We start from the raw sequence: 19,170 nt of genomic DNA, 5'->3' as shown, positions 1-19,170 counted from the left end.
GCCTTCTTCGCCGGCGACGAGCTCGACCTCGTAATGACCATCGCTGCCGCGCAGCCAGGCCGGCTGCGGCGCGCGGGTCGAGCGCACGCGCACGAACAGCTCGAGGCCGCCGCCGATGGCGCTATCGATATCGCCGCCGCCGATCCAGTTGACGTCGCGCAGTGCGATGCGGTGCATCTTCAGGGCCTCGCGCGGGCCGACCACGACGCGGCGGCTGGCAGCCTCCAGCCGCACCACGAACAGCGGCGCGTGGGCGGCGATGCCGAGGCCGCGGCGCTGGCCGACGGTGAAATTGGCGATGCCGTTGTGCCGGCCGAGCACGCGGCCATCGAGATCGACGATCTCGCCGGGGTCCATCGCGTTCGGGCGCAGGCGGGTGATGATGTCGGTGTAGCGCCCGGTCGGCACGAAGCAGATATCCTGGCTGTCGTGCTTGTCGGCAACGCTAAGGCCAAAGCGGCGCGCGAGCTCGCGCGTCTCCGGCTTGGTCATGTCGCCGAGCGGGAAGCGCAGGAAGTCGAGCTGCTCTTGCGTTGTCGCGAACAGGAAGTAGCTCTGGTCGCGGTCGGCGTCGGCCGCGCAGACCAGCGCGCGCGAGCCGTCCTCGCGGCGGCGCGAGGCGACGTAATGACCGGTGGCGAGCGCCTGCGCGCCGAGCTCGCGCGCGGTCTTCAGCAGGTCGCGGAATTTGACCGAGCGGTTGCACTCGATGCACGGCACCGGCGTCTCGCCGAGCGCGTAACTATCGGCGAAATTGTCGATGACGGACTCGCGGAAGCGGTCCTCGTAATCGAGCACGTAATGGGGAATGCCGAGCTTGGCCGCGACGTCGCGGGCGTCGTGGATGTCCTGGCCGGCGCAGCAGGCGCCCTTGCGGTGCGTCGCCGCGCCGTGGTCGTAGAGCTGCAGCGTGATGCCGACGACGTCGTAGCCTTCCGCCTTCAGCAGCGCAGCCGTCGTCGAGGAATCGACGCCGCCCGACATGGCGACGACGACCCTGGTGTCCTCAGGACGGCCTTCGAGATCCAGACTGTTGAGCATGGGCCTTAAGGGGTTGTGACGGCGGCGTGCGGCGATCCGCGGATTTCATGCCTCTCGCGGGACATCGCCGATCCCCGGGAACCATAGTTCCCGAAAGGCACGGCGGCCCGGTCGAAAGCGGCTGAGAGTAACCTCTTTAATATAGGCGGCATTCCGGTGAAGCAATCACGGGTGCGGCGAGCTTAGGGCAATTCTTGCCGGGGAGGCAGAAATGGCGGGGTCGGCGCAGGCCCGGCGGCGGCGGAGCCGATTCATCAAACCATTGATTTCATTTGATAAATATGGTGACGCGGCTCTGGCCCGCTCCTTGCTCCCCTGATGCCGAAGATGTTTCCGAGGGGTCGCCTGTGGTCGGTCGTACGTCAGATGTCGTGGCAAGCGTGCAGGTTTCGAGCACGCAGCAAAAGCCTGCCCGGTCGCAGAGTGCCAAAGAGCCGTCCGCGAACGACAGCTTCGGCTCGCTGGTCGACAGCAACACCCAGGCGATCAGCAGCAATGCCGCCGCGCAGGCCCAGGAGAGCGGGCCGCGGCGCAGCGATTCCTCCTCGTCCTCCCAGGACAAGGGCCCGCGCGACAGCTCGTCCGCGGATCAGTCCTCGCAGAGCAAGGCGAGCGACGACACCGACGCATCCGCCGCCAGCGACAAGCCGAACGACACCAGCACCGATCCGGCCAAGGACGCCGGCAAGGACAAGGTCAAGGACAAGGTCAAGGACAAGTCCGAGACGTCCGACGCCAAATCCGCTGACACGTCCGACGAGACCAAGGGCGACAAGGCCGAGGCCACCGACGGGCTCGCCGCCGCCGTCGATCCCACGGCAATCGCACCGACCGATGTGGCGCAGGCCTCCGTTCCCGATCCCAACGCGATCGTGGTGGCCGCGCCTGTGGTCCCGACCGATCCGAACGCCGCTGCGAACCAGGCCGCCAATTCCTCGCCGCTGACGATCGCCGCCGCAGGCCTTGCCGCCAGCGCCTCGACCGCGGCCCAGATCGCGGGCAAGACCGATACCGCCACGCCGGGCGACAAGAGCGCCAAGACCGCCGGCGCCAAGGTCGATGCCGAAACCTCGGCGACGCTGGCCGATGCCGCGACCGGTGCAACGGACGCGACCGCAACCGACGCCAAGCCGACCAGCGGGCTGATTCCCGTCAATCCCGGCACGCCGAAGACCTCGTTCCAGGCCGTCGCCGCCGCGCAAGGACAGTCCGACGTCTCCAATATCGGCCAGGACACCGGCAAGGCGAACGACGCCACCACGCCGGCGCCGGGCACTGCGGCCGCCAATCCCGCCGCGCATCCGCAAGGCGCCAAGCCGCAGGCCGATGGCACCGTGACCGAGGCCAAGGCCGCCGACCGCTCCGCCGATGCGTCCCAGGGCGCGCCGGCCACGCAGGCTCACGCCGGCACGCAAAACCCGACTGCCCCGACCGACGCCAGCGCGCAGGCCGCCTCCGCCCTGCAGGCGCCGCTGACGCAGACGACCTCGACCGCCTCCGCATCGACCGCGACGCTGACCGCAACCGCGGCCACGACGACCGCGGTGCCGGTCAGCGGCGTGCCGGTCGAGATCGCGGCCGCGATCCGCTCCGGCAGATCCCGCTTCGACATCAGCCTCGATCCGGCCGAGCTCGGCCGCATCGACGTCCGCATCCATGTCGACCGCGCCGGCAACGTCACCTCGCATCTCACCGTGGAGAAGCCGGAGACGCTGCAGATGCTGCGCCAGGACGCGCCGCAATTGCAGCGCGCGCTCGACGATGCCGGCCTGAAGACCGGCAGCAACGGGCTGTCCTTCAGCCTGCGCGACCAGAACTCGTCGGGCCAGAATTCCGGCCAGAACAACGACAATGGCGGCAATGCCCGCCGGCTGATCATCAGCGAGGACGACAGCGTTGCCGCGGCCCCCGTGGGACGCAGCTATGGCCGCATGCTCGGTTCGAGCAGCGGTGTCGACATCAGAGTGTGAGGAGTATCAGGCAATGACCACCACGAATGCCGCCACCGCCCCCTCCGTCGTCTCCGGCACGACCGACCTGCCGAAATCCTCCTCGTCGAACTCGCTGAGCTCGACCACGGGATCGACGCTGGCCGGCAATTTCCAGACCTTCCTGACGCTGCTGACCACGCAGCTGCAGAACCAGAACCCGCTGGACCCGCTCGATACCAACCAGTTCACCCAGCAGCTGGTGCAGTTCGCCGGCGTCGAGCAGCAGCTCAAGACCAACGATGCGCTGTCGCAGCTCGTCACCCTGCAGCAGACCACGCAGGCGACCCAGGCGCTGGGCTTCGTCGGCAAGACCGCCCTGGTCGACGGCTCGACCGCGACCATGAAGAACTCGTCGGCGACCTGGCACCTCAACGTGCCCACCGACTCCACCGTGGACATCACCGTCGCCAATGCCGCCGGCCAGACCGTGTTCACCGGCAAATATACCGCCGCCGCCGGCGCCGACGTTCCCTTCACCTGGAACGGCCAGGGCAATGACGGCACGCAATGGCCCGACGGCAAGTACACGATCTCGGCCACCGGCAAGGATGTCGCCAACAACAATGTCGGTATCGCCGCCCAGGTGCAGGGCACGGTGTCGTCGGTCGACCTGACCCAGTCGCCGCCGCTGCTGACCATCGACGGCGCCAGCTACACCCTGAGCCAGGTCAAGAGCATCATCGCGACGAGCAGCAATTAACGAAGCGGATTGCTGCAGCCACAGATTAAGTGTCATCCCCGCGAACGCGGGGATCCATAACCACAGGACGTCGTTTTCGCGTGAGACCGTAACCCCCGAGTCGTCGTCAAACTGCTTCTTGGGGTTATGGATCCCGGGCTCGCGCTGCGCGCGCCCCGGGACGACAGTTATCAGCCTCGCGCCACCGCACGCGAGCTCCATTCGTTAGTAAAGTATTTACGAAGTCCCCCTCGACCGGCCCGGACGCACCCGTTCCGCCGGCCGACACGGCACCGTTCCAGCCATTTTCAACGAGAATTGTATTGAAGCCTTAGGCTTAGCGGATTTTTAAGCCGCCGGGCGTAGGGTTACGGCGTGAGTTCAGTGGTTGAGAGTTTGTGAGTACGCCATGACAGAACCCCATCGCCCGAGGGTAAAATACGTCATCGGGCCGGACGGCAGTCCGTTGACGATCGCGGATTTGCCAGCACCCGGCACCAAACGCTGGGTCATCCGCCGCAAGGCCGAAGTCGTCGCCGCTGTCCGTGGTGGACTTCTTTCGCTCGAGGAGGCCTGCAGCCGTTACACCCTGACGGTCGACGAATTCCTCTCCTGGCAGTTTTCCATCGACCAGCATGGTCTGGCGGGTCTTCGCACCACCCGTATCCAGCAATATCGCCAGTAAGGCGATCCGGAAAACTGCGGCTTTTGACGAAAATCGGCCTCGCCCTGCGAGGCCGATTTTTTTCATATTGGTCTTTGGTGCGACTTTTGTCCGACCTCTTAACCTTCGTTAACCATATCGAAACCATCCCCTAGGCAATAATTGCCCAGTCGGCCTTTCCGGTGAAAGCGGCCGAATCTGTTGGGGCGGTTGCTTGCAAGGTCTTGCGGACTTTCTGAAGAGTATCGGCGCCGCCCGGTTCGCGGCGATGATCGCGGTCACCGCCGCGCTCGTCGGCTTTTTCGCGTTCGTCATCATGCGCGTCACCACGCCGCAGATGACGACGCTGTTCACCGACCTCAGCGTCGAGGATTCCTCGGGAATCATCAAGGACCTGGAGCGCCAGGGCATCCAGTTCGAGATCCGCAACGAGGGCTCCATCATCATGGTGCCCAAGGACAAGGTCACGCGGCTGCGGATGAAGCTCGCCGAGGGCGGCCTGCCCAAGGGCGGCGGCGTCGGCTACGAGGTGTTCGACAAGTCGGACGCGCTCGGCACCACCTCTTTCGTCCAGAACATCAACCATTTGCGCGCGCTGGAAGGCGAGCTCGCCCGCACCATCCGCGCCATCGACCGCATCCAGGCCGCCCGCGTCCACCTGGTGCTCCCCGAGCGCCCGCTGTTTGCGCGCGAGGCGCCGGAGCCATCGGCCTCGATCGTGGTCCGCGTCCGCGGTGCGCTGGAAGCCCAGCAGATCCGCGCCATCCGCCATCTCGTCGCCTCCGCGGTCAACGGCCTGAAGCCGCAGCGGGTCTCGATCGTCGACGAGGCCGGCCAGCTGCTCGCCGACGGCGCGGCGACCGATCCGGAGCAGGCCGTCGGCGACGAGCGCCGCATCTCGTTCGAGAAGCGCATGCGCAAGCAGGTCGAGGACATCGTCTCCTCCGTGGTCGGCTCGGGCCGCGCCCGCGTGCAGCTCGCCGCCGATTTCGACTTCAACAAGATCACCCAGACCTCGGACAAGTTCGATCCCGAAGGCCGGGTGCTGCGCTCAAGCCAGACCCGCGAAGAGCAGAGCATGACCGCCGACAACAACGGCCAGGTCACCGTCAACAACGAGCTGCCCGGCAACCAGCAGAACAACGGCGTCGCGGCCAAGGACCAGAGCAAGAAGAGCGAAGAGACCAACAATTACGAGATCTCCCGCACCACCAAGACCGAAGTGACCGAGGCCGGCCGGGTCAACCGCATCTCGGTCGCGGTGCTGGTCGACGGCATCTACACCAAGAACGACAAGGGCGAGCTGGCCTACCAGGACCGCACCAAGGAGCAGCTCGACCGCATCGCCGCGCTGGTGCGCTCGGCCATCGGCTTCGACCAGAAGCGCGGCGACCAGGTCGAGGTCGTCAACCTGCGCTTTGCCGATGCGCCCTCCACCGCCCCGATCGCCGAGCCCTCCGGCTTCCTCGGCATGCTCCAGTTCACCAAGGACGACGTGATGTACTTCGTCGAGCTGGGCGTGATGATGCTGCTCGGCCTGATCGTGCTGTTCCTGGTGATCCGCCCGCTGGTCAAGCGCATCCTCGCCTCCGACGAGGTCGCCGCCGCCATCTCCGGCGTGCTCGCCGGCCCGGCGGCTTCCGAGGAGGCCGCGCCGGCCGCCCAGCCGCTCCTGCCGAGCGGCGCCGCCAGCGCGATCGACGTCGCCACCATCCAGGGCCAGGTCCACGCCCAGTCCGTTCATCGCGTCGGCGAGCTCGCCGAGCGCAACCCCAACGAAACCGTCGCCATCGTCCGCCAATGGCTGAGCGAATCCGCAAAATAATACGAGAAGTGATCTGACATGGCCGCCGCATTGCAAAACGCCAACAGCAACGACATCACCAGCGTGATCTCCACGCTCGGTCAGCGTGCCAACACGAGGGCCAAGGACGGCAAGCCGGGCGAACAATTGTCCGGACCGAAGCGCGCCGCGATCCTGATGCTGGCGCTCGGCGAGCAATATGGCGGCAAGATCTGGGGCCTGCTCGACGACGACGAGGTGCGCCAGCTCTCGCTGGAAATGTCGACGCTCGGCACCGTCGAGGTCGACACCGTCGAGGACATGCTGCTCGAATTCGTCTCGCGCATGTCGGCCTCCGGCGCGCTGATGGGCAATTTCGACGCCACCGAGCGCCTGCTGCAGCAATATCTGCCGCCGGAGCGCGTCAACGGCATCATGGACGAGATCCGCGGCCCCGCGGGACGCAACATGTGGGAGAAGCTCTCCAACGTGCAGGAAGAGGTCCTCGCCAACTATCTCAAGAACGAATATCCGCAGACCATCGCGGTGGTGCTGTCGAAGCTGAAGCCGGAGCACGCCGCGCGCGTGCTCGGCATCTTCCCCGAGGACCTCGCGCTCGACGTCGTCAACCGCATGCTGAAGATGGAAGCGGTGCAGAAGGAGGTGATCGAGAGCGTGGAGAAGACGCTGCGCACCGAATTCATGTCCAACCTGTCCCAGACCCGCCGCCGCGACGCCCACGAGGTGATGGCTGAAATCTTCAACAATTTCGACCGCCAGACCGAAACCCGCTTCATCACCTCGCTGGAAGAAGACAACCGGGAATCGGCCGAGCGCATCAAGGCGTTGATGTTCACCTTCGACGACCTCGTGAAGCTCGATTCCGGCTCGGCCCAGACCCTGATGCGCAACGTCGACAAGGACAAGCTCGGCGTCGCGCTCAAGAGCGCCAACGAGGACGTCCGCAACTTCTTCTTCGGCAACATGTCCTCGCGCGCGGCCAAGATGCTCCAGGACGACATGGCGGCGATGGGCCCGGTGCGCCTGCGCGACGTCGACGAGGCCCAGGCGCTGCTGGTCAACCTCGCCAAGGACCTCGCCGCCAAGGGCGAGATCATGCTGACCAAGAACCGCGCCGACGACGAACTGGTGTATTGATGGCAGCTCCCGCCAAATTCCTGTTCGATACCGACTTCGCGGCGCCCGAGCGGGCGACGCGCGAGAAGGCCGCGACTGCCGCCGAGATCGCCCAGAAGGTCGCGGAGGCCGAAGCGCGCGCCTACCAGGAAGGCTTTGCCGCCGGCCAGCGCGAGGCCAAGGCCGAGAGCGACCGCCGCGTCGCGCTCGCCATGGAAGAGATCAACATCGGCATCCGCGGCATCGCGGCCGGGATCGGCAACATCGAATCCAAGATGGAGACCGAGGCGGTCGACGTCGCGGTGGCGGTCGCGCGCAAGCTGTGCGCAGATCTCGTCGCCGCCGAGCCGCTCGGCGAGATCGTCGCACTGGTCAAGGACTGCTTCTCGCATCTGGTCGCGACGCCGCATCTCGTCGTCCGCATCAACGATGCGCTCTACGACGCCGCCCGCGAAAAGATCGAGCGGCTCGCCAAGCAGAGCGGCTTCGAGGGCCGGCTGGTGATCCTGGCCGAGCCCGAGATTGCCACCGGCGACTGCCGGATCGAATGGGCCGATGGCGGCGTCGTGCTGGAGCGCGGCGCCATCGCGGCCAAGATCGACGAAATGGTCGGACGCTATGTCGCGTCCCGCAGGGGGAGTTAACCCATGAGTGACACCGACGGACAGGTCCCGCTGCCCGATCTCAACGGCCCGATGCCGCCTGCCGGCACTGATGTCGGCTACACCGAGGACGAATATGCGGCGCGCGCCGCCGCCGACCTCGAGGCCGTTTTCGACGTGCCGGTACAGGTCTCGGCGGTGCTCGGCCGCTCCAAGATGGACGTCAGCGAGCTCCTCAAGCTCGGACCCGGCACCGTGCTCGAGCTCGACCGCCGCGTCGGCGAGGCCATCGACATCTACGTCAACAACAAGCTGGTCGCCCGCGGCGAAGTCGTCCTGGTCGAGGACAAGCTCGGCGTGACCATGACCGAAATCATCAAGACCGAACGCAGCTGATAGCGCGCGCGACCAGACGGACAGGAGACTGACATGCGGCTTCTCATCGTTGGCACATTGAAGGGCCAGCTCACCACCGCCACCAAGATCGCGATGGACAACGGCGCCACCGTGACCCACGCCGAGGACCACGAGCAGGCGATGCGCGTGCTGCGCGGCGGCAAGGGCGCCGACCTGCTGCTGGTCGACGTCGCGCTCGACATCCGCGACCTCGTGATGCGGCTGGAAGCCGAGCACATCCACGCCCCGATCGTCGCCTGCGGCATCACCAACGACGCCCGCGCCGCGGTCGCCGCGATCCACGCCGGCGCCAAGGAATACATCCCGCTGCCACCGGACCCCGAGTTGATCGCCGCAGTGCTGGCCGCGGTCGCCAACGATTCCCGCGAGCTGGTCTATCGCGACGAAGCCATGGCCAAGGTGATCAAGCTGGCGCAGCAGATCGCGGGCTCCGACGCCTCGGTGATGATCACCGGCGAATCCGGCACCGGCAAGGAAGTGCTGGCCCGCTACGTCCACACCCGCTCGGCCCGCGCCAAGCGTCCCTTCATCTCGATCAACTGCGCCGCGATCCCCGAACATCTGCTGGAGTCCGAGCTGTTCGGCCACGAGAAGGGCGCCTTCACAGGCGCGATCGCGCGCCGTATCGGCAAGTTCGAGGAGGCGACCGGCGGCACGCTGTTGCTGGACGAAATCTCGGAGATGGACGTCCGCCTGCAATCGAAATTGCTGCGCGCGATCCAGGAGCGCGTGATCGACCGCGTCGGCGGCACCAAGCCGGTGCCGGTCGACATCCGCATCATCGCGACGTCGAACCGCAATCTGGTGGACGCCGTGCGCGAAGGCACGTTCCGCGAGGATTTGCTGTTCCGCCTCAACGTCGTGAACCTGAAGATCCCGCCGCTGCGCGAGCGTCCCGCCGACATCCTCGAGCTCGCCCAGCATTTCGTGAAGAAATACGCCGAAGCCAACGGCGTGCCGCTGCGCCCGGTCTCGGCGGACGCGCGCCGCGTGCTTTCGGCCAACCGCTGGCAGGGTAACGTCCGCGAGCTCGAGAACACCATGCATCGCGCGGTGCTGATGGCGCAGGGCGACGAGATCGGCCCCGACGCCATCCTGACGCCGGACGGCGACCGCCTCGACCTCGCCAAGACGCCGCCGGCCGTGGCGCATGCCACCATGGCCGCCGAGCAGGTGACGCGCGCGCTGGTCGGACGCACCGTCGCCGATGTCGAGCGTGACCTGATCCTGGAGACGCTGAAGCATTGCCTCGGCAACCGCACCCATGCCGCGAATATCCTGGGCATCTCGATCCGCACGCTACGCAACAAGCTCAACGAATATTCCGACGGCGGCATCCCGATCCCGCCGGCAGGCACGCCGGGGGAATATCCGCGGATGCCGATGATGGGAGCGTAGGCGCCCACACTGGTTGAGATTACGAATGCCCGGGCTGGTCCCGGGCATTTGTTTGATGGTGAGACACACACTGGCGCGACGCACACGGTGTCGTCCCTGCGAACGCAGGGACCCATAACCCCAGAAAGGAGTTTGGCGAAGACCCGTCAATCGGTACTCCTACGATTCCGCGGTATGGGTCCCTGCGTTCGCAGGGACGACGGCGGTGGGCATGGCGGCACCGCGTTCCCCCACTAGGTCACGCCTCCGTCAGGCCCTATAACCCCACGCGACAACCACGCGAGGGACCACATGTCTGAAGCTCAAATCACGGACTGGCTGGCGTCGCAGAGGCAGGCGATGATCGACCTGCTCCGCGATGTCGTGAACATCGATTCCGGCTCCTACGACAAGGCAGGCGTCGATGCGGTCGGGGCGCGGTTCGAGCGGCATTTTGCCGAGCACGGCATTCCGTGCCGCCGCGAGGCTGACGCCACCTTTGGCGATGCGATCCATGCCGAAGTGGCAAAGCCCGGCAGCAATGAGAAGCCGGTGCTGTTGATGGGACATCGCGACACCGTGTTCGGCAAGGGCGAGGCCGAGCGGCGACCGTTCACCATCAAGGACGGCCGCGCCTATGGGCCTGGCGTCGCCGACATGAAGTCCGGCGTCGTCATGAACATCTTCGTCGCCACCGCCTTCCACAAATTCGGCGGCAACCCGCATCCGATCAAGCTGCTGATCACCTCGGACGAGGAGATCGGCTCGCCCTCCTCCCGGCCCGTGATCGAGCGCGAAGGCCGCACCGCCCGCGCCGTGTTCAACTCAGAGCCCGGCCGCCCAACCGGCAACGTCGTGACGGGGCGCAAGGGCGGCATCTTCATGCATCTGGCCATCACCGGCAAAGCCGCGCATTCCGGCGCCAATTTTGCCGCGGGCGTCAGCGCGATCGGCGAGCTCGCGCACAAGATCGTGCACATCCACGCGCTGACCGATCTCGACAAGGGCATCACGCTCAATGTCGGCCTGGTCTCGGGCGGACAGTCCGTCAACACCACGGCGCCCTCCGCCGAGGGCCAGATCGACCTGCGCTATGTCGATCCGGCGGATCGCACGCGGGTGATGGATGCGATCGAAAAAATTGTCGCGACGTCTTACGTGCCGGGCACCAGCGCAACCCTCACGATCAAGGGCGAGTTCGTGCCAGTGGTGCAGAGTGCGGAGTCCAAGGCGCTGTTCGAAGGCTATCAGGCCGCCGCACAGCAGGTCGGCCTCACCACGCTGCAGGGCGAGTTCTCCGGCGGCTGCGCCGATTCCGGCTTCACCGCGGCCGTGGGCACGCCGACCATCTGCGGCCTCGGCCCGGTCGGGGGGCTCGCGCACACGCCGGAGGAATATCTTGATATCGACAGCATCGTGCCGCGCGCGCAGGCGCTGGCGCTGGCGATCTTGCGGGGGTAGTCGCGGCGAACGCCGCCGTCATGGCCGCCCGCGCCTCACGAATAACTCGGCGCATCCGGCTTGCGGAAGATGTGGATGGGATCGCCGGGGATGATCACGGGCTGGCCTGAGAACATCGCATAGGCGAACAGCGCCAGATACGCGATCGCCAGCGCGCCGATGGCATAGAAGGCCCAGGTCGCGATGCGCTTCATCATTCCGCTCCGTTGCCGTCCCGGCGGGACGGCTTCAGGGCGCTTCTAGAGCGATGAGGCGGAAAAGGCCAGTCTCGGCCCGGCGATCAAACGCCGCGCCGGCTGCGCGCGGGGACGCTGACGTCGGCGAGCCGCGCAGCGTCTTCGTCCTGGTCGACCGCCACATACTGGCCGTGCCAATAGGCCAGGGCCGCGCTGCGGGTCGTGCTCTTGATGTCCCTGACACGGCCGATGACGATGCCGTGCGAGTGGCGCTCGACGATCTCCTCGACCTCGCAATCGAACGCCGAGAGCGCCCCGACCAGCAGCGGAACGCCGGAGACCGCGGTCACCCACTGGCTGCCTGCGAAACGATCAGCGCCCTTCAGCCCGCCCTTGCCGGCAAAGCGCTCGGCGACATCGAGCTGGTCGGCATTGAGGATGTTCACGCCGAAGGCGCCGTGGCGCCGGATCAGCGGGAAGGAGGAGGCATCGCGGTTGATGCTGACCAGCAGGGTCGGCGGCTCGACTGACAATGAGCTCACCGAGGTCACGGTCATGCCGGTGATGTCCTTGCCCCGCCCGGCGGTGATGACGCTGACGCCACCGGTGAGATGGCGCATGGCGCCGCGGAAATCGGCGGACGAGACGGGGATTTCAGTCATGAGATCGCGGGGCACTACATTCATGGCGTTGCTCCCCCGAAAACGGGGTCCCCCTGTATTTAGGTACGATCGTCCGCGGACAACAGGTGGCTCAGGATCGAGCCTTCGAGGCCTGCCAACTCGGCCGAGCCGCGCTGGCGCGGCCTCGCTGCGTTCACCGTGACGTCATGGGCGATGCGGCCGTCCTCGATCACGAGCACGCGATCCGCCAGTGCGACGGCTTCGGCGACGTCGTGGGTGACGAGGATCGCGGTAAAGCCCTGGTCGCGCCAGACGCGCTCCAGCAGCCGCTGCATCGAGATGCGGGTCAGGGCATCCAGCGCGCCGAGCGGCTCGTCGAGGGCCAGCACGCGCGGGCGCGAGACCAGCGCACGCGCCAGCGCGACGCGCTGCTTCTGGCCGCCCGACAGCACCGAAGGCCATTGGTCGCGCTTGTCGGCAAGGCCGACCTCGCTCAAAGCCTTTTCAGCGCGCGCATGCGCATCACCGGACGCACGATCGCGACCGAGACCGACCTCGACATTGCCTAGCACGCGCGCCCAGGGCAATAGACGCGGCTCCTGGAACATCACGCGGATGTCCTCGGGCTGGATATCCTGACCGAAGCCGATGCTGCCGGCATCGATCTTGTCGAGGCCAGCGAGCAGACGCAGCAGCGTGCTCTTGCCGCAGCCGCTCTTGCCCACGATGGCGACGAACTGGCCGGCGGGGATGTGCAGGTCGATCCCGCGCAGCACCTCGTTGTCGCCAAAGGATTTGCGCAAGGCCCGGATGCTGAGCGGCAGGCTGGTCGTTCGCGCGCGACGTTCTTCTTGCCGCTCCTCCCGCGCCACGCGGGCGTGTGGTGCGAAGTGAGCGCGGCCGGCGAGTTCGGTTTCGGGAAGGGAGGTGCGAACGGCTGTGTGCATGTGACTCTCAACGTTTCTGGAAAGCGGGATGCCAGGAGAGCGTCGCCCGCTCCAGCACGCGGGAGGCGCTGTCGGCGAGCTTGCCGAGCAGGGCGTAGATCAGGATCGAGAGCACGACGACGTCGATCAGCATGAACTCGCGCGCCTGCATCGCCATGTAGCCGAGGCCCGAGGAGGCCGCGATGGTCTCGGCGACGATCAGCGTCAGCCACATGATGCCGAGCGCGAAGCGGATGCCGACGAAAATCGAGGGCAGCGCGCCCGGGAAGATCACGCGGCGGAACAATTCGCCATCGGTCATGCCGTAGATGCGGCCCATCTCGATCAGTTGCGGATCGACGGTGCGGATGCCATGCAGCGTGTTGAGGTAGATCGGAAAGAACACACCCAGCGCCACCAGGAACAGCTTTGCGCTCTCGTCGATGCCGAACCAGAGGATGACGAGCGGGATCAGCGCCAGATGCGGCACATTGCGCACCATCTGCAGCGTGGTGTCGGTGAGCTTGGCCGAGAGCTGCGACAGGCCGTTGGCGAGCCCGAAGGCGAAGCCGACGCTGCCGCCGATCAGGAAACCGATCGAGGCGCGCCAGAACGAGACCCAGATGTTGCGGACGAGCTCGCCGGAGAGCAGCAGTTTCCAGCCGGCGAGCAATACGTCGCTCGGCGCCGGCAGCACCCGCGTCGGCACGAAACCGGTGACGCTGGCAACCTGCCAGATCGCGATGATGGCGAGCGGCACGATCCACTGGATCAGGCCGTCGACGCGCGGCAGGCGAACGCCGCGCGGGAGCGAGATGCTGTCGATCAGGCTCATGACTGCGACACCCGGTGCTGCGGACGGAAATCGCTGCCGACCGTCTCGCCGAAAGGGCCGCCGTTGAAGTGCAGCCTGGTCACGTTGCTCGGCTGCTCGAGCGCGAGCAGCGGGAACACCAGCTCGGCGAAGCGATAGGCCTCTTCCAGATGCGGATAGCCCGACATGATGAAGGTATCGATGCCGATCTCCTGATACTCCCTGATGCGGGCCGCGACGGTCTCGGCATCGCCGACCAGCGCCGTGCCGGCGCCGCCGCGGACGAGGCCGACGCCGGCCCACAGGTTCGGGGCGATCTCGAGCTTGTCGCGCTTGCCGCCATGGAGCTGCGCCATGCGCTGCTGGCCGACGGAGTCCATGCGGGCGAAGTTCTTCTGCGCCAGCGCAATGGTGTCGTCGCTGACATGCTTGATCAGCTCGTTCGCCGCGCGCCACGCCGCCTCATTCGTCTCGCGAACAATGACGTGAAGACGGATACCGAAGGAGAGTTTCCGGCCATGCGCGCTCGCGACCTCTCTCACCTTCGCGATCTTCTCGGCGACCAGCGCCGGCGGCTCGCCCCAGGTGAGGTATTTGTCGACAGTGTCGACGGCAACGTCGATGCCGGCATCCGAGGAGCCGCCGAAATAGAGCGGCGGCCGCGGCGCCTGTACCGGCGGAAACAGCAGCTTGCCGCCTTCGATGCGGATGTGCTTGCCCTCGACATTGACGGTCTTGCCGGCGAGCAGGTCGCTATAGACGTTGAGGAACTCGCGTGTGACCTCGTAGCGTTCGTCATGGCTGAGGAAAATGCCGTCGCCCTTGTTCTCGACGGGGTCGCCGCCGGTGACGACGTTGACGAGCAGCCGGCCATTGCTGATGCGGTCGAGGCTCGCCGTCATGCGCGCGGCAACGCTTGGCGATTGCAGGCCGGGACGGACTGCCACGAGATAGCGCAGCCGCTCGGTGAACGGCGCCACTGACGAGGCGATGATCCAGGAATCCTCGCAGGACCGCCCGGTTGGCAGCAGCACGCCGAAATAGCCGAGTTGATCGGCGGCCTGCGCGATCTGGCGCAGATAGTTGAAGTTGACCTCGCGGCCGCCGATGCCGGTGCCGAGATAACGGCCGTCGCCGTGAGTCGGCAGGAACCAGAGGATGTTGGCGTTTGGTTGCTTGCTCATGGATGTGCTCCTAACCGTAGGTCGTGCCGACGGCGGCGGCGAGGATGCCGATCGACAGCACGATGGCCGCGACCAGACGCTGAAGAATACGCCTCATGTTCAAACCCTTGTGGATGGGAAGGTCGGTCGGCACGATCAGGCTGCCGGGTTGCGCCAGACGATGTCGCGGATCTGAATCGGTTTCGGGATCAGGCCGAGCTTGTAGAAGCGGTCGGCGACGCCCTGCTGGGTCGCGACGATCTCGTCGGTGATCGGGCCGACCACGAAGTTGGCGCGGTTGGCGGCGACGGTCTGGATGTCCAGCGGCACACCGGTGATCGCGGCGAGCGATCTGGCGACCTCATCGCGATGCTGTTCGGCCCATTTGCCGGCGGCGGTCGTCGCCTCGACGATCTGTTGCAGGATCGCCCCATGGTTCTTCGCGAAGTCGCGATTGGCGATGTAGAAGGAATTGGTCTTGGTGACCTCGCGCGCATTGATCAGGATGCGGCCGTTCTGCCTGGCCTCGCCGATCGCGAAATAGGGATCCCAGATCGCCCAGGCTTCGATGCTGCCATTGGCAAAAGCGGGCCCGGCATCGGGCGGCGTCAGATAGACCGGCGTGATGTCGGCATAGGTGAGACCCGCCTTCTCCAGGGTCTGCACCACGATGTTGTGCGCGCTGGAGCCCTTGGTGAAGCCGATGCGCTTGCCCTTGAGATCCTTGATGTCGCGGATCGGCGAATCCTTCGGCACCAGGATGCCCTGGCCGTTGGTGATGGGCTGGCCGGCGGCATAGACGATGGCGGCGCCCGCAGCCTGGGCGAACACCGGCGGGGAATCGCCGACCGCACCGAAATCCACGCTGCCGACGTTCATCGCTTCCATCATCGGCGGGCCCGAGGAGAACTCGATCCATTTCACGTCGATGCCTTGCGGTGTGAAATGTTTTTCCAGCGCGGCCTGCTGGCGCGCGATGACGAGCACGCCGGTCTTCTGGTAGCCGATACGAATCTCCTTCACCGCGCCCTGCGCATTGGCGCGCGCAGCAAATGCAGCCGCGGCCGCAGTTCCAACAGAGAGCCTCAAGAAATCACGACGCTGCATTCCACACTCCCGGCCGCGTGCGGCCGTTGTTCGTTCCGTGTGGAGGATGATGGTGCGGGTTATCGGAGGTGTCGAGACGTCCGGGAAAATAGCGATGCGAGCACTGCGCGCGCTGCCGTGCGCATGATTAATCTTTCAAGCGGCGGCGATGATGCAGACAGATTCTTTTCGCACGCGAATGTGAGCGATGCACGGTTCCGGCGCGTGGTCGCGAAGCACCCGACTTCAAAATGTCGAAAACAACCCCATGCACAGTAGCCGCCGGCAACGAGATCAATGACTTACGCTTGAAGCGATCTGGTCAGGCAAAGCCTTTGCTCCGTCGGGCAAAACAGGCGCATGATGAGATGATCGGCGCGCACGTCCGCGGGCCTAATGCCCCCACCCCACCGGCAGATTCTGCAAGCCGCGGAACGCCCAGCCGCCGATCCGCACGTCCTCGTCGCCGGCGAGCTCCAGCGTCTTCGCGCGCGCGAACACGGTCGGCAGCGCGACGTCGGCGATCATGGCGCGCGAGGCGAAGGCGCCGGCGCAGAAATGCGGACCGGCGCCGAAGGCGACGCTCTTCGTCGTATCACGCCGCACATCGAACTGATCGGCGCGCTCGAAATGCTTCTCGTCGCGATTGGCGGAGCCGAACATCAGGAACACGCGTTCGTCGGTTTCGAACGAAACATCGCGGATGCTCCACGGCTTGGCAATGCGGCGCGGCGACATGCCGATCGGCGAGATCCAGCGGGCATATTCCTCGAACGCCTGCAGCCAGGTCACTTCACCGCGCAGAACCAGGTCGAGTTGGTCGGGATGGGTTAACAGCGCCCACATTGTGCCCGCGATGGCCTTGCGGGGCTCGTTCTGGCCGCCCGAGATCGCGAGCTTTACATTTGCGCGCACGCTTTCCATCGGCATGCCGGAGGCGAGCAGCACGCCCAGAATGCTCTGGTCGGGATGCTTGCGCATCACCGGCAGGATGTCGTCGATGGCAGCGTCGATACCCGTTGTCGCGGCATGGCAGCGCGCCTCGACCTCAGGGTTGCCGGCATAGTTGGCGATGCCCTCGATCATGCCCTGCGACCACGCATCCATGTCCTCGAAGCCGATATTGGTGAGGCCGGTGATCGACTTCAGGCATTCGCCGGAGAACGGCAGCGCGAAGTCGCGCATGAAGTCGATCCGGCCCGGCTCGATCGCGTCGATGATGCGATCCGCATGCGCCTGGAACTGCGCGGTCCAGTGCGCCTTCACCGTCCTCGGCGACACCGTCGGGAACATGGCACGGCGCTCGACCTGGTGCGCCTCGCCGTCCTTGCGCATCATGTTGTGGCCCATCAGCCGGTTCATCAGGCCGGCGGGCTGGTGCGAGGAGAACACGTCGATCTGCTTCTCGGAGATCGAGATGTCGTCGCGGCTGGTCAGCAGCGTCGAGCCGAGCTGCGGCACGAAGGCGATCGGCGCGTCTTTCCGCATCTTCGCGAGCATCGGATAGGGATCGGCCCAGAACGCAGCCGGGTCGATGTCGATGCGCGGAGCCGTGCTCAAGGCGGTCTCTCCTCGGTTCGCCAGATGTCAGGACAGACTAGCGGAATACGGTGCCAGCGTCTGTCCCAAGCGATAGGGACGGGCGGCATCTCGCAAAGGAACGGCTAACCACGTTGCGACCACCGCGGAGGGGAGGGCATGGAAAGGGCCATCAACCAATGATAGCATAGACTTCCTGAGACCAACCAAGGGGACTATCGTGCCTGGAATGACCAAGCTTCGCTCTTGGTTTCTGCCCGTCGTCGTGTGGATCGCTCTCGTCGGAATCCTCGTCGGCTGGTTTTCGCTCTCAGCAAAGGGTGGGTCACCGCCCTGGTTGGTCAGCCTGATCGTGTCCTGGCTGCCTTTCCTGGTGCTGGTGGGCGTCTGGCTATGGTTTTCGCGCAGAAATGGACGCGCATCATCCGGGGCGAGTTGGGTGGATCTCTTCGAGCAGCAGGTCGTCGAAACCCAGCGGACGAACGCATTGCTGGAGAGGATCGCAGTGGCTATCGAGAAGCCGCCTGCCGGTTAGCTCGAATGCGCTCGAAGAATTTCGCGCATGCGTGGCTGATTGTCTTGACGTTCGGAGCGGCGGCCGCCGTCAGCCGGCCAGCGGCAGCCGACGATCGACAGGACTGTTCGAACGGATCCTGGGAGACAGCTGAAGCGACCATCGCCGCCTGTGCGCGCGCGATCCAAAGCGGCGACTGTCAAGGTCAAGAGCTGGCCAGCCTGTATCATGCACGCGGCTATTCCTGGTCGTGGACAAGCTTCGCCGATCGTGTCGACCGCGCCTTGCAAGACTATACCGAGGCGATCCGAGCTAATCCGAAATCCGGCGGCTCACTGCTCAATCGGTCGCAAATCTACAACCAACGGCACGACTACGACCGAGCGATCGCGGACGTCAACCAGGCGTTCGAAGCCGGCCTATCGGACTATGGAAAGCGGGTCGGATACCGCGAGCGTGGCTACGCCCATCAAGCCAAGGGTGACAAGGACCGCGCCATCGCGGACTATACCAACAGTCTCCAGCTCGACGCGGACAACTATGTCACCCTCACCGCCCGAGGCAACGTCTACTTTGCCAAAGGCGATCTCGATCGCGCCATCACCGACTACGACCGTGTGATCGACCTTTATCCAAAATATGCGGTCGCCTACTACAATCGCTGCCTCGCATACAATAAAAAGGGTGACCTTGATCGTGTCATCGCCGACTGCAGCCAGGCGATCGCGCTCTATCCGCGGTACAGGGACGCCTACTATTATCGCAGCTCCGCTTACCAAGCCAATGGCGACCTCGACCGCGCCATTGCCGACTACGACCAGATGATCGCACTCGATCCTGACGATCGGGACGCCCGCAGCAATCGCGCCACTGCGTATCTGTCAAAGGGTGATGTCCGCCGCGCCATTGCGGATTTTGACCAGGGGCAGGTGCTGTTGTGGCTCGCCACCATTGTCTTGCTGGCCGTGATTGGCTGGCTTTGCAGCCGAACAGGCGTCAATGCGCGACGGTGGTCGGGCCGAACAATGGTCGAGATTTGTGAGCAACAGATTGTCGGCATGCGGCACAGGAACGCCGCGCTGGAGAGGATCGCGTTGGCTCTGGAGAAGCATTCATCGGACTAGCGCGATGGAAGGCGCTTTGTGCTTTTCAGCGCGGCGGTCGGAATTCGCTGGAA

General features: G+C 65.6%; 20 protein-coding genes. 11 read left to right on the top strand and 9 right to left on the bottom strand.

The genetic code is table 11. The features are described 5' to 3' along the window. A partial coding sequence (gene mnmA / locus SE92_RS29430) for a tRNA 2-thiouridine(34) synthase MnmA (RefSeq protein ID WP_063201391.1) occupies positions 1-1,041 on the bottom strand: 1,041 nt, incomplete at its 3' end. A gap of 347 nt (positions 1,042-1,388) precedes the next feature. Between mnmA and SE92_RS29425 the strand changes: the two genes are divergently transcribed. From SE92_RS29425 to SE92_RS29385, 9 genes are all read left to right on the top strand, one after another. Then, positions 1,389-3,011 (top strand): flagellar hook-length control protein FliK, encoded by a 1,623-nt coding sequence (locus SE92_RS29425; protein WP_063201388.1) that lies wholly within the window; start codon positions 1,389-1,391, stop codon positions 3,009-3,011. A gap of 13 nt (positions 3,012-3,024) precedes the next feature. Continuing rightward, positions 3,025-3,732, top strand: a complete 708-nt coding sequence (locus SE92_RS29420; RefSeq protein WP_063201385.1) for a flagellar hook assembly protein FlgD — start codon at positions 3,025-3,027, stop codon at positions 3,730-3,732. 388 nt (positions 3,733-4,120) lie between these two features. Beyond that, entirely contained in the window at positions 4,121-4,396 is a 276-nt protein-coding gene (gene sciP, locus SE92_RS29415; RefSeq protein ID WP_002714638.1) for a CtrA inhibitor SciP, read from the top strand. A 193-nt stretch (positions 4,397-4,589) separates the two neighbouring features. After that, positions 4,590-6,200, top strand: a complete 1,611-nt coding sequence (gene fliF, locus SE92_RS29410) for a flagellar basal-body MS-ring/collar protein FliF (RefSeq protein ID WP_063201383.1) — start codon at positions 4,590-4,592, stop codon at positions 6,198-6,200. Positions 6,201-6,218: 18 nt separating this feature from the next. Continuing rightward, positions 6,219-7,316, top strand: coding sequence for a flagellar motor switch protein FliG (fliG, locus tag SE92_RS29405; RefSeq protein ID WP_063201381.1), 1,098 nt, complete (start codon positions 6,219-6,221; stop codon positions 7,314-7,316). Continuing rightward, complete coding sequence (locus tag SE92_RS29400) at positions 7,316-7,939, top strand: FliH/SctL family protein (protein WP_063201378.1); 624 nt, start codon at positions 7,316-7,318, stop codon at positions 7,937-7,939. Before fliG ends, SE92_RS29400 begins: the two co-directional genes overlap by 1 nt. Before the next feature lie 3 nt (positions 7,940-7,942). Continuing rightward, positions 7,943-8,293, top strand: a complete 351-nt coding sequence (gene fliN / locus SE92_RS29395) for a flagellar motor switch protein FliN (RefSeq protein WP_063201375.1) — start codon at positions 7,943-7,945, stop codon at positions 8,291-8,293. A gap of 33 nt (positions 8,294-8,326) precedes the next feature. Then, positions 8,327-9,712 carry a sigma-54-dependent transcriptional regulator FlbD gene (gene flbD, locus SE92_RS29390; RefSeq protein ID WP_063201371.1) on the top strand — a complete coding sequence of 462 codons (1,386 nt, stop codon included), beginning with the start codon at positions 8,327-8,329 and terminating at the stop codon, positions 9,710-9,712. A gap of 291 nt (positions 9,713-10,003) precedes the next feature. Then, positions 10,004-11,152 carry a M20 family metallopeptidase gene (locus SE92_RS29385; protein ID WP_063201367.1) on the top strand — a complete coding sequence of 383 codons (1,149 nt, stop codon included), beginning with the start codon at positions 10,004-10,006 and terminating at the stop codon, positions 11,150-11,152. A gap of 35 nt (positions 11,153-11,187) precedes the next feature. On the opposite strand, the gene SE92_RS36175 is transcribed toward SE92_RS29385, so the two are convergent. The 8 genes from SE92_RS36175 to SE92_RS29355 all read right to left on the bottom strand — a co-directional run bounded on the left by SE92_RS36175 (position 11,188) and on the right by SE92_RS29355 (position 17,500). Then, positions 11,188-11,349, bottom strand: a complete 162-nt coding sequence (locus SE92_RS36175) for a hypothetical protein (protein WP_157095732.1) — start codon at positions 11,347-11,349, stop codon at positions 11,188-11,190. Positions 11,350-11,432: 83 nt separating this feature from the next. After that, the gene (locus SE92_RS29380) at positions 11,433-12,014 is read right to left on the bottom strand and encodes a flavin reductase family protein (RefSeq protein WP_063201364.1); all 582 of its coding nucleotides are present in this window, start codon (positions 12,012-12,014) and stop codon (positions 11,433-11,435) included. 35 nt (positions 12,015-12,049) lie between these two features. Beyond that, the gene (locus SE92_RS29375) at positions 12,050-12,898 is read right to left on the bottom strand and encodes an ATP-binding cassette domain-containing protein (protein WP_063201361.1); all 849 of its coding nucleotides are present in this window, start codon (positions 12,896-12,898) and stop codon (positions 12,050-12,052) included. A gap of 7 nt (positions 12,899-12,905) precedes the next feature. Further along, entirely contained in the window at positions 12,906-13,712 is an 807-nt protein-coding gene (gene ssuC / locus SE92_RS29370; protein WP_063201358.1) for an aliphatic sulfonate ABC transporter permease SsuC, read from the bottom strand. Next, positions 13,709-14,875, bottom strand: coding sequence for an FMNH2-dependent alkanesulfonate monooxygenase (gene ssuD, locus SE92_RS29365; RefSeq protein ID WP_063201355.1), 1,167 nt, complete (start codon positions 14,873-14,875; stop codon positions 13,709-13,711). Before ssuD ends, ssuC begins: the two co-directional genes overlap by 4 nt. Before the next feature lie 10 nt (positions 14,876-14,885). After that, positions 14,886-15,008: a hypothetical protein gene (locus SE92_RS37400; RefSeq protein WP_283806799.1), complete on the bottom strand. Its 123-nt coding sequence runs from the start codon at positions 15,006-15,008 to the stop codon at positions 14,886-14,888. A 2-nt stretch (positions 15,009-15,010) separates the two neighbouring features. After that, positions 15,011-15,961 carry a sulfonate ABC transporter substrate-binding protein gene (locus SE92_RS29360; RefSeq protein WP_063201352.1) on the bottom strand — a complete coding sequence of 317 codons (951 nt, stop codon included), beginning with the start codon at positions 15,959-15,961 and terminating at the stop codon, positions 15,011-15,013. 372 nt (positions 15,962-16,333) lie between these two features. Further along, positions 16,334-17,500, bottom strand: coding sequence for a cytochrome P450 (locus SE92_RS29355; RefSeq protein ID WP_063201350.1), 1,167 nt, complete (start codon positions 17,498-17,500; stop codon positions 16,334-16,336). A gap of 208 nt (positions 17,501-17,708) precedes the next feature. Here SE92_RS29355 and SE92_RS29350 point away from each other — a divergent pair, with 208 nt between their 5' ends. Further along, complete coding sequence (locus SE92_RS29350) at positions 17,709-18,014, top strand: hypothetical protein (RefSeq protein ID WP_245324742.1); 306 nt, start codon at positions 17,709-17,711, stop codon at positions 18,012-18,014. A gap of 5 nt (positions 18,015-18,019) precedes the next feature. Continuing rightward, complete coding sequence (locus SE92_RS29345) at positions 18,020-19,117, top strand: tetratricopeptide repeat protein (RefSeq protein ID WP_063201347.1); 1,098 nt, start codon at positions 18,020-18,022, stop codon at positions 19,115-19,117. Positions 19,118-19,170: the final 53 nt, after the last annotated feature.

This window comes from Bradyrhizobium sp. AT1 (assembly GCF_001590795.1).
Lineage (GTDB): Bacteria > Pseudomonadota > Alphaproteobacteria > Rhizobiales > Xanthobacteraceae > Bradyrhizobium.
This window is presented reverse-complemented; position numbering and strand designations above follow the sequence as displayed.

Bases quoted from the DNA above. Each gene is read 5' to 3' on its own strand.
- SE92_RS29375 (WP_063201361.1), bottom strand. From the start codon at position 12,898: ATGCACACAGCCGTTCGCACCTCCCTTCCCGAAACCGAACTCGCCGGC.
- SE92_RS29400 (WP_063201378.1), top strand. From the start codon at position 7,316: ATGGCAGCTCCCGCCAAATTCCTGTTCGATACCGACTTCGCGGCGCCC.
- SE92_RS29380 (WP_063201364.1), bottom strand. From the start codon at position 12,014: ATGAATGTAGTGCCCCGCGATCTCATGACTGAAATCCCCGTCTCGTCC.
- flbD (WP_063201371.1), top strand. From the start codon at position 8,327: ATGCGGCTTCTCATCGTTGGCACATTGAAGGGCCAGCTCACCACCGCC.
- fliN (WP_063201375.1), top strand. From the start codon at position 7,943: ATGAGTGACACCGACGGACAGGTCCCGCTGCCCGATCTCAACGGCCCG.
- ssuD (WP_063201355.1), bottom strand. From the start codon at position 14,875: ATGAGCAAGCAACCAAACGCCAACATCCTCTGGTTCCTGCCGACTCAC.
- SE92_RS29345 (WP_063201347.1), top strand. From the start codon at position 18,020: ATGCGCTCGAAGAATTTCGCGCATGCGTGGCTGATTGTCTTGACGTTC.
- SE92_RS29360 (WP_063201352.1), bottom strand. From the start codon at position 15,961: ATGCAGCGTCGTGATTTCTTGAGGCTCTCTGTTGGAACTGCGGCCGCG.
- SE92_RS29350 (WP_245324742.1), top strand. From the start codon at position 17,709: ATGACCAAGCTTCGCTCTTGGTTTCTGCCCGTCGTCGTGTGGATCGCT.
- sciP (WP_002714638.1), top strand. From the start codon at position 4,121: ATGACAGAACCCCATCGCCCGAGGGTAAAATACGTCATCGGGCCGGAC.
- SE92_RS36175 (WP_157095732.1), bottom strand. From the start codon at position 11,349: ATGATGAAGCGCATCGCGACCTGGGCCTTCTATGCCATCGGCGCGCTG.
- SE92_RS29420 (WP_063201385.1), top strand. From the start codon at position 3,025: ATGACCACCACGAATGCCGCCACCGCCCCCTCCGTCGTCTCCGGCACG.
- SE92_RS29385 (WP_063201367.1), top strand. From the start codon at position 10,004: ATGTCTGAAGCTCAAATCACGGACTGGCTGGCGTCGCAGAGGCAGGCG.
- ssuC (WP_063201358.1), bottom strand. From the start codon at position 13,712: ATGAGCCTGATCGACAGCATCTCGCTCCCGCGCGGCGTTCGCCTGCCG.
- fliG (WP_063201381.1), top strand. From the start codon at position 6,219: ATGGCCGCCGCATTGCAAAACGCCAACAGCAACGACATCACCAGCGTG.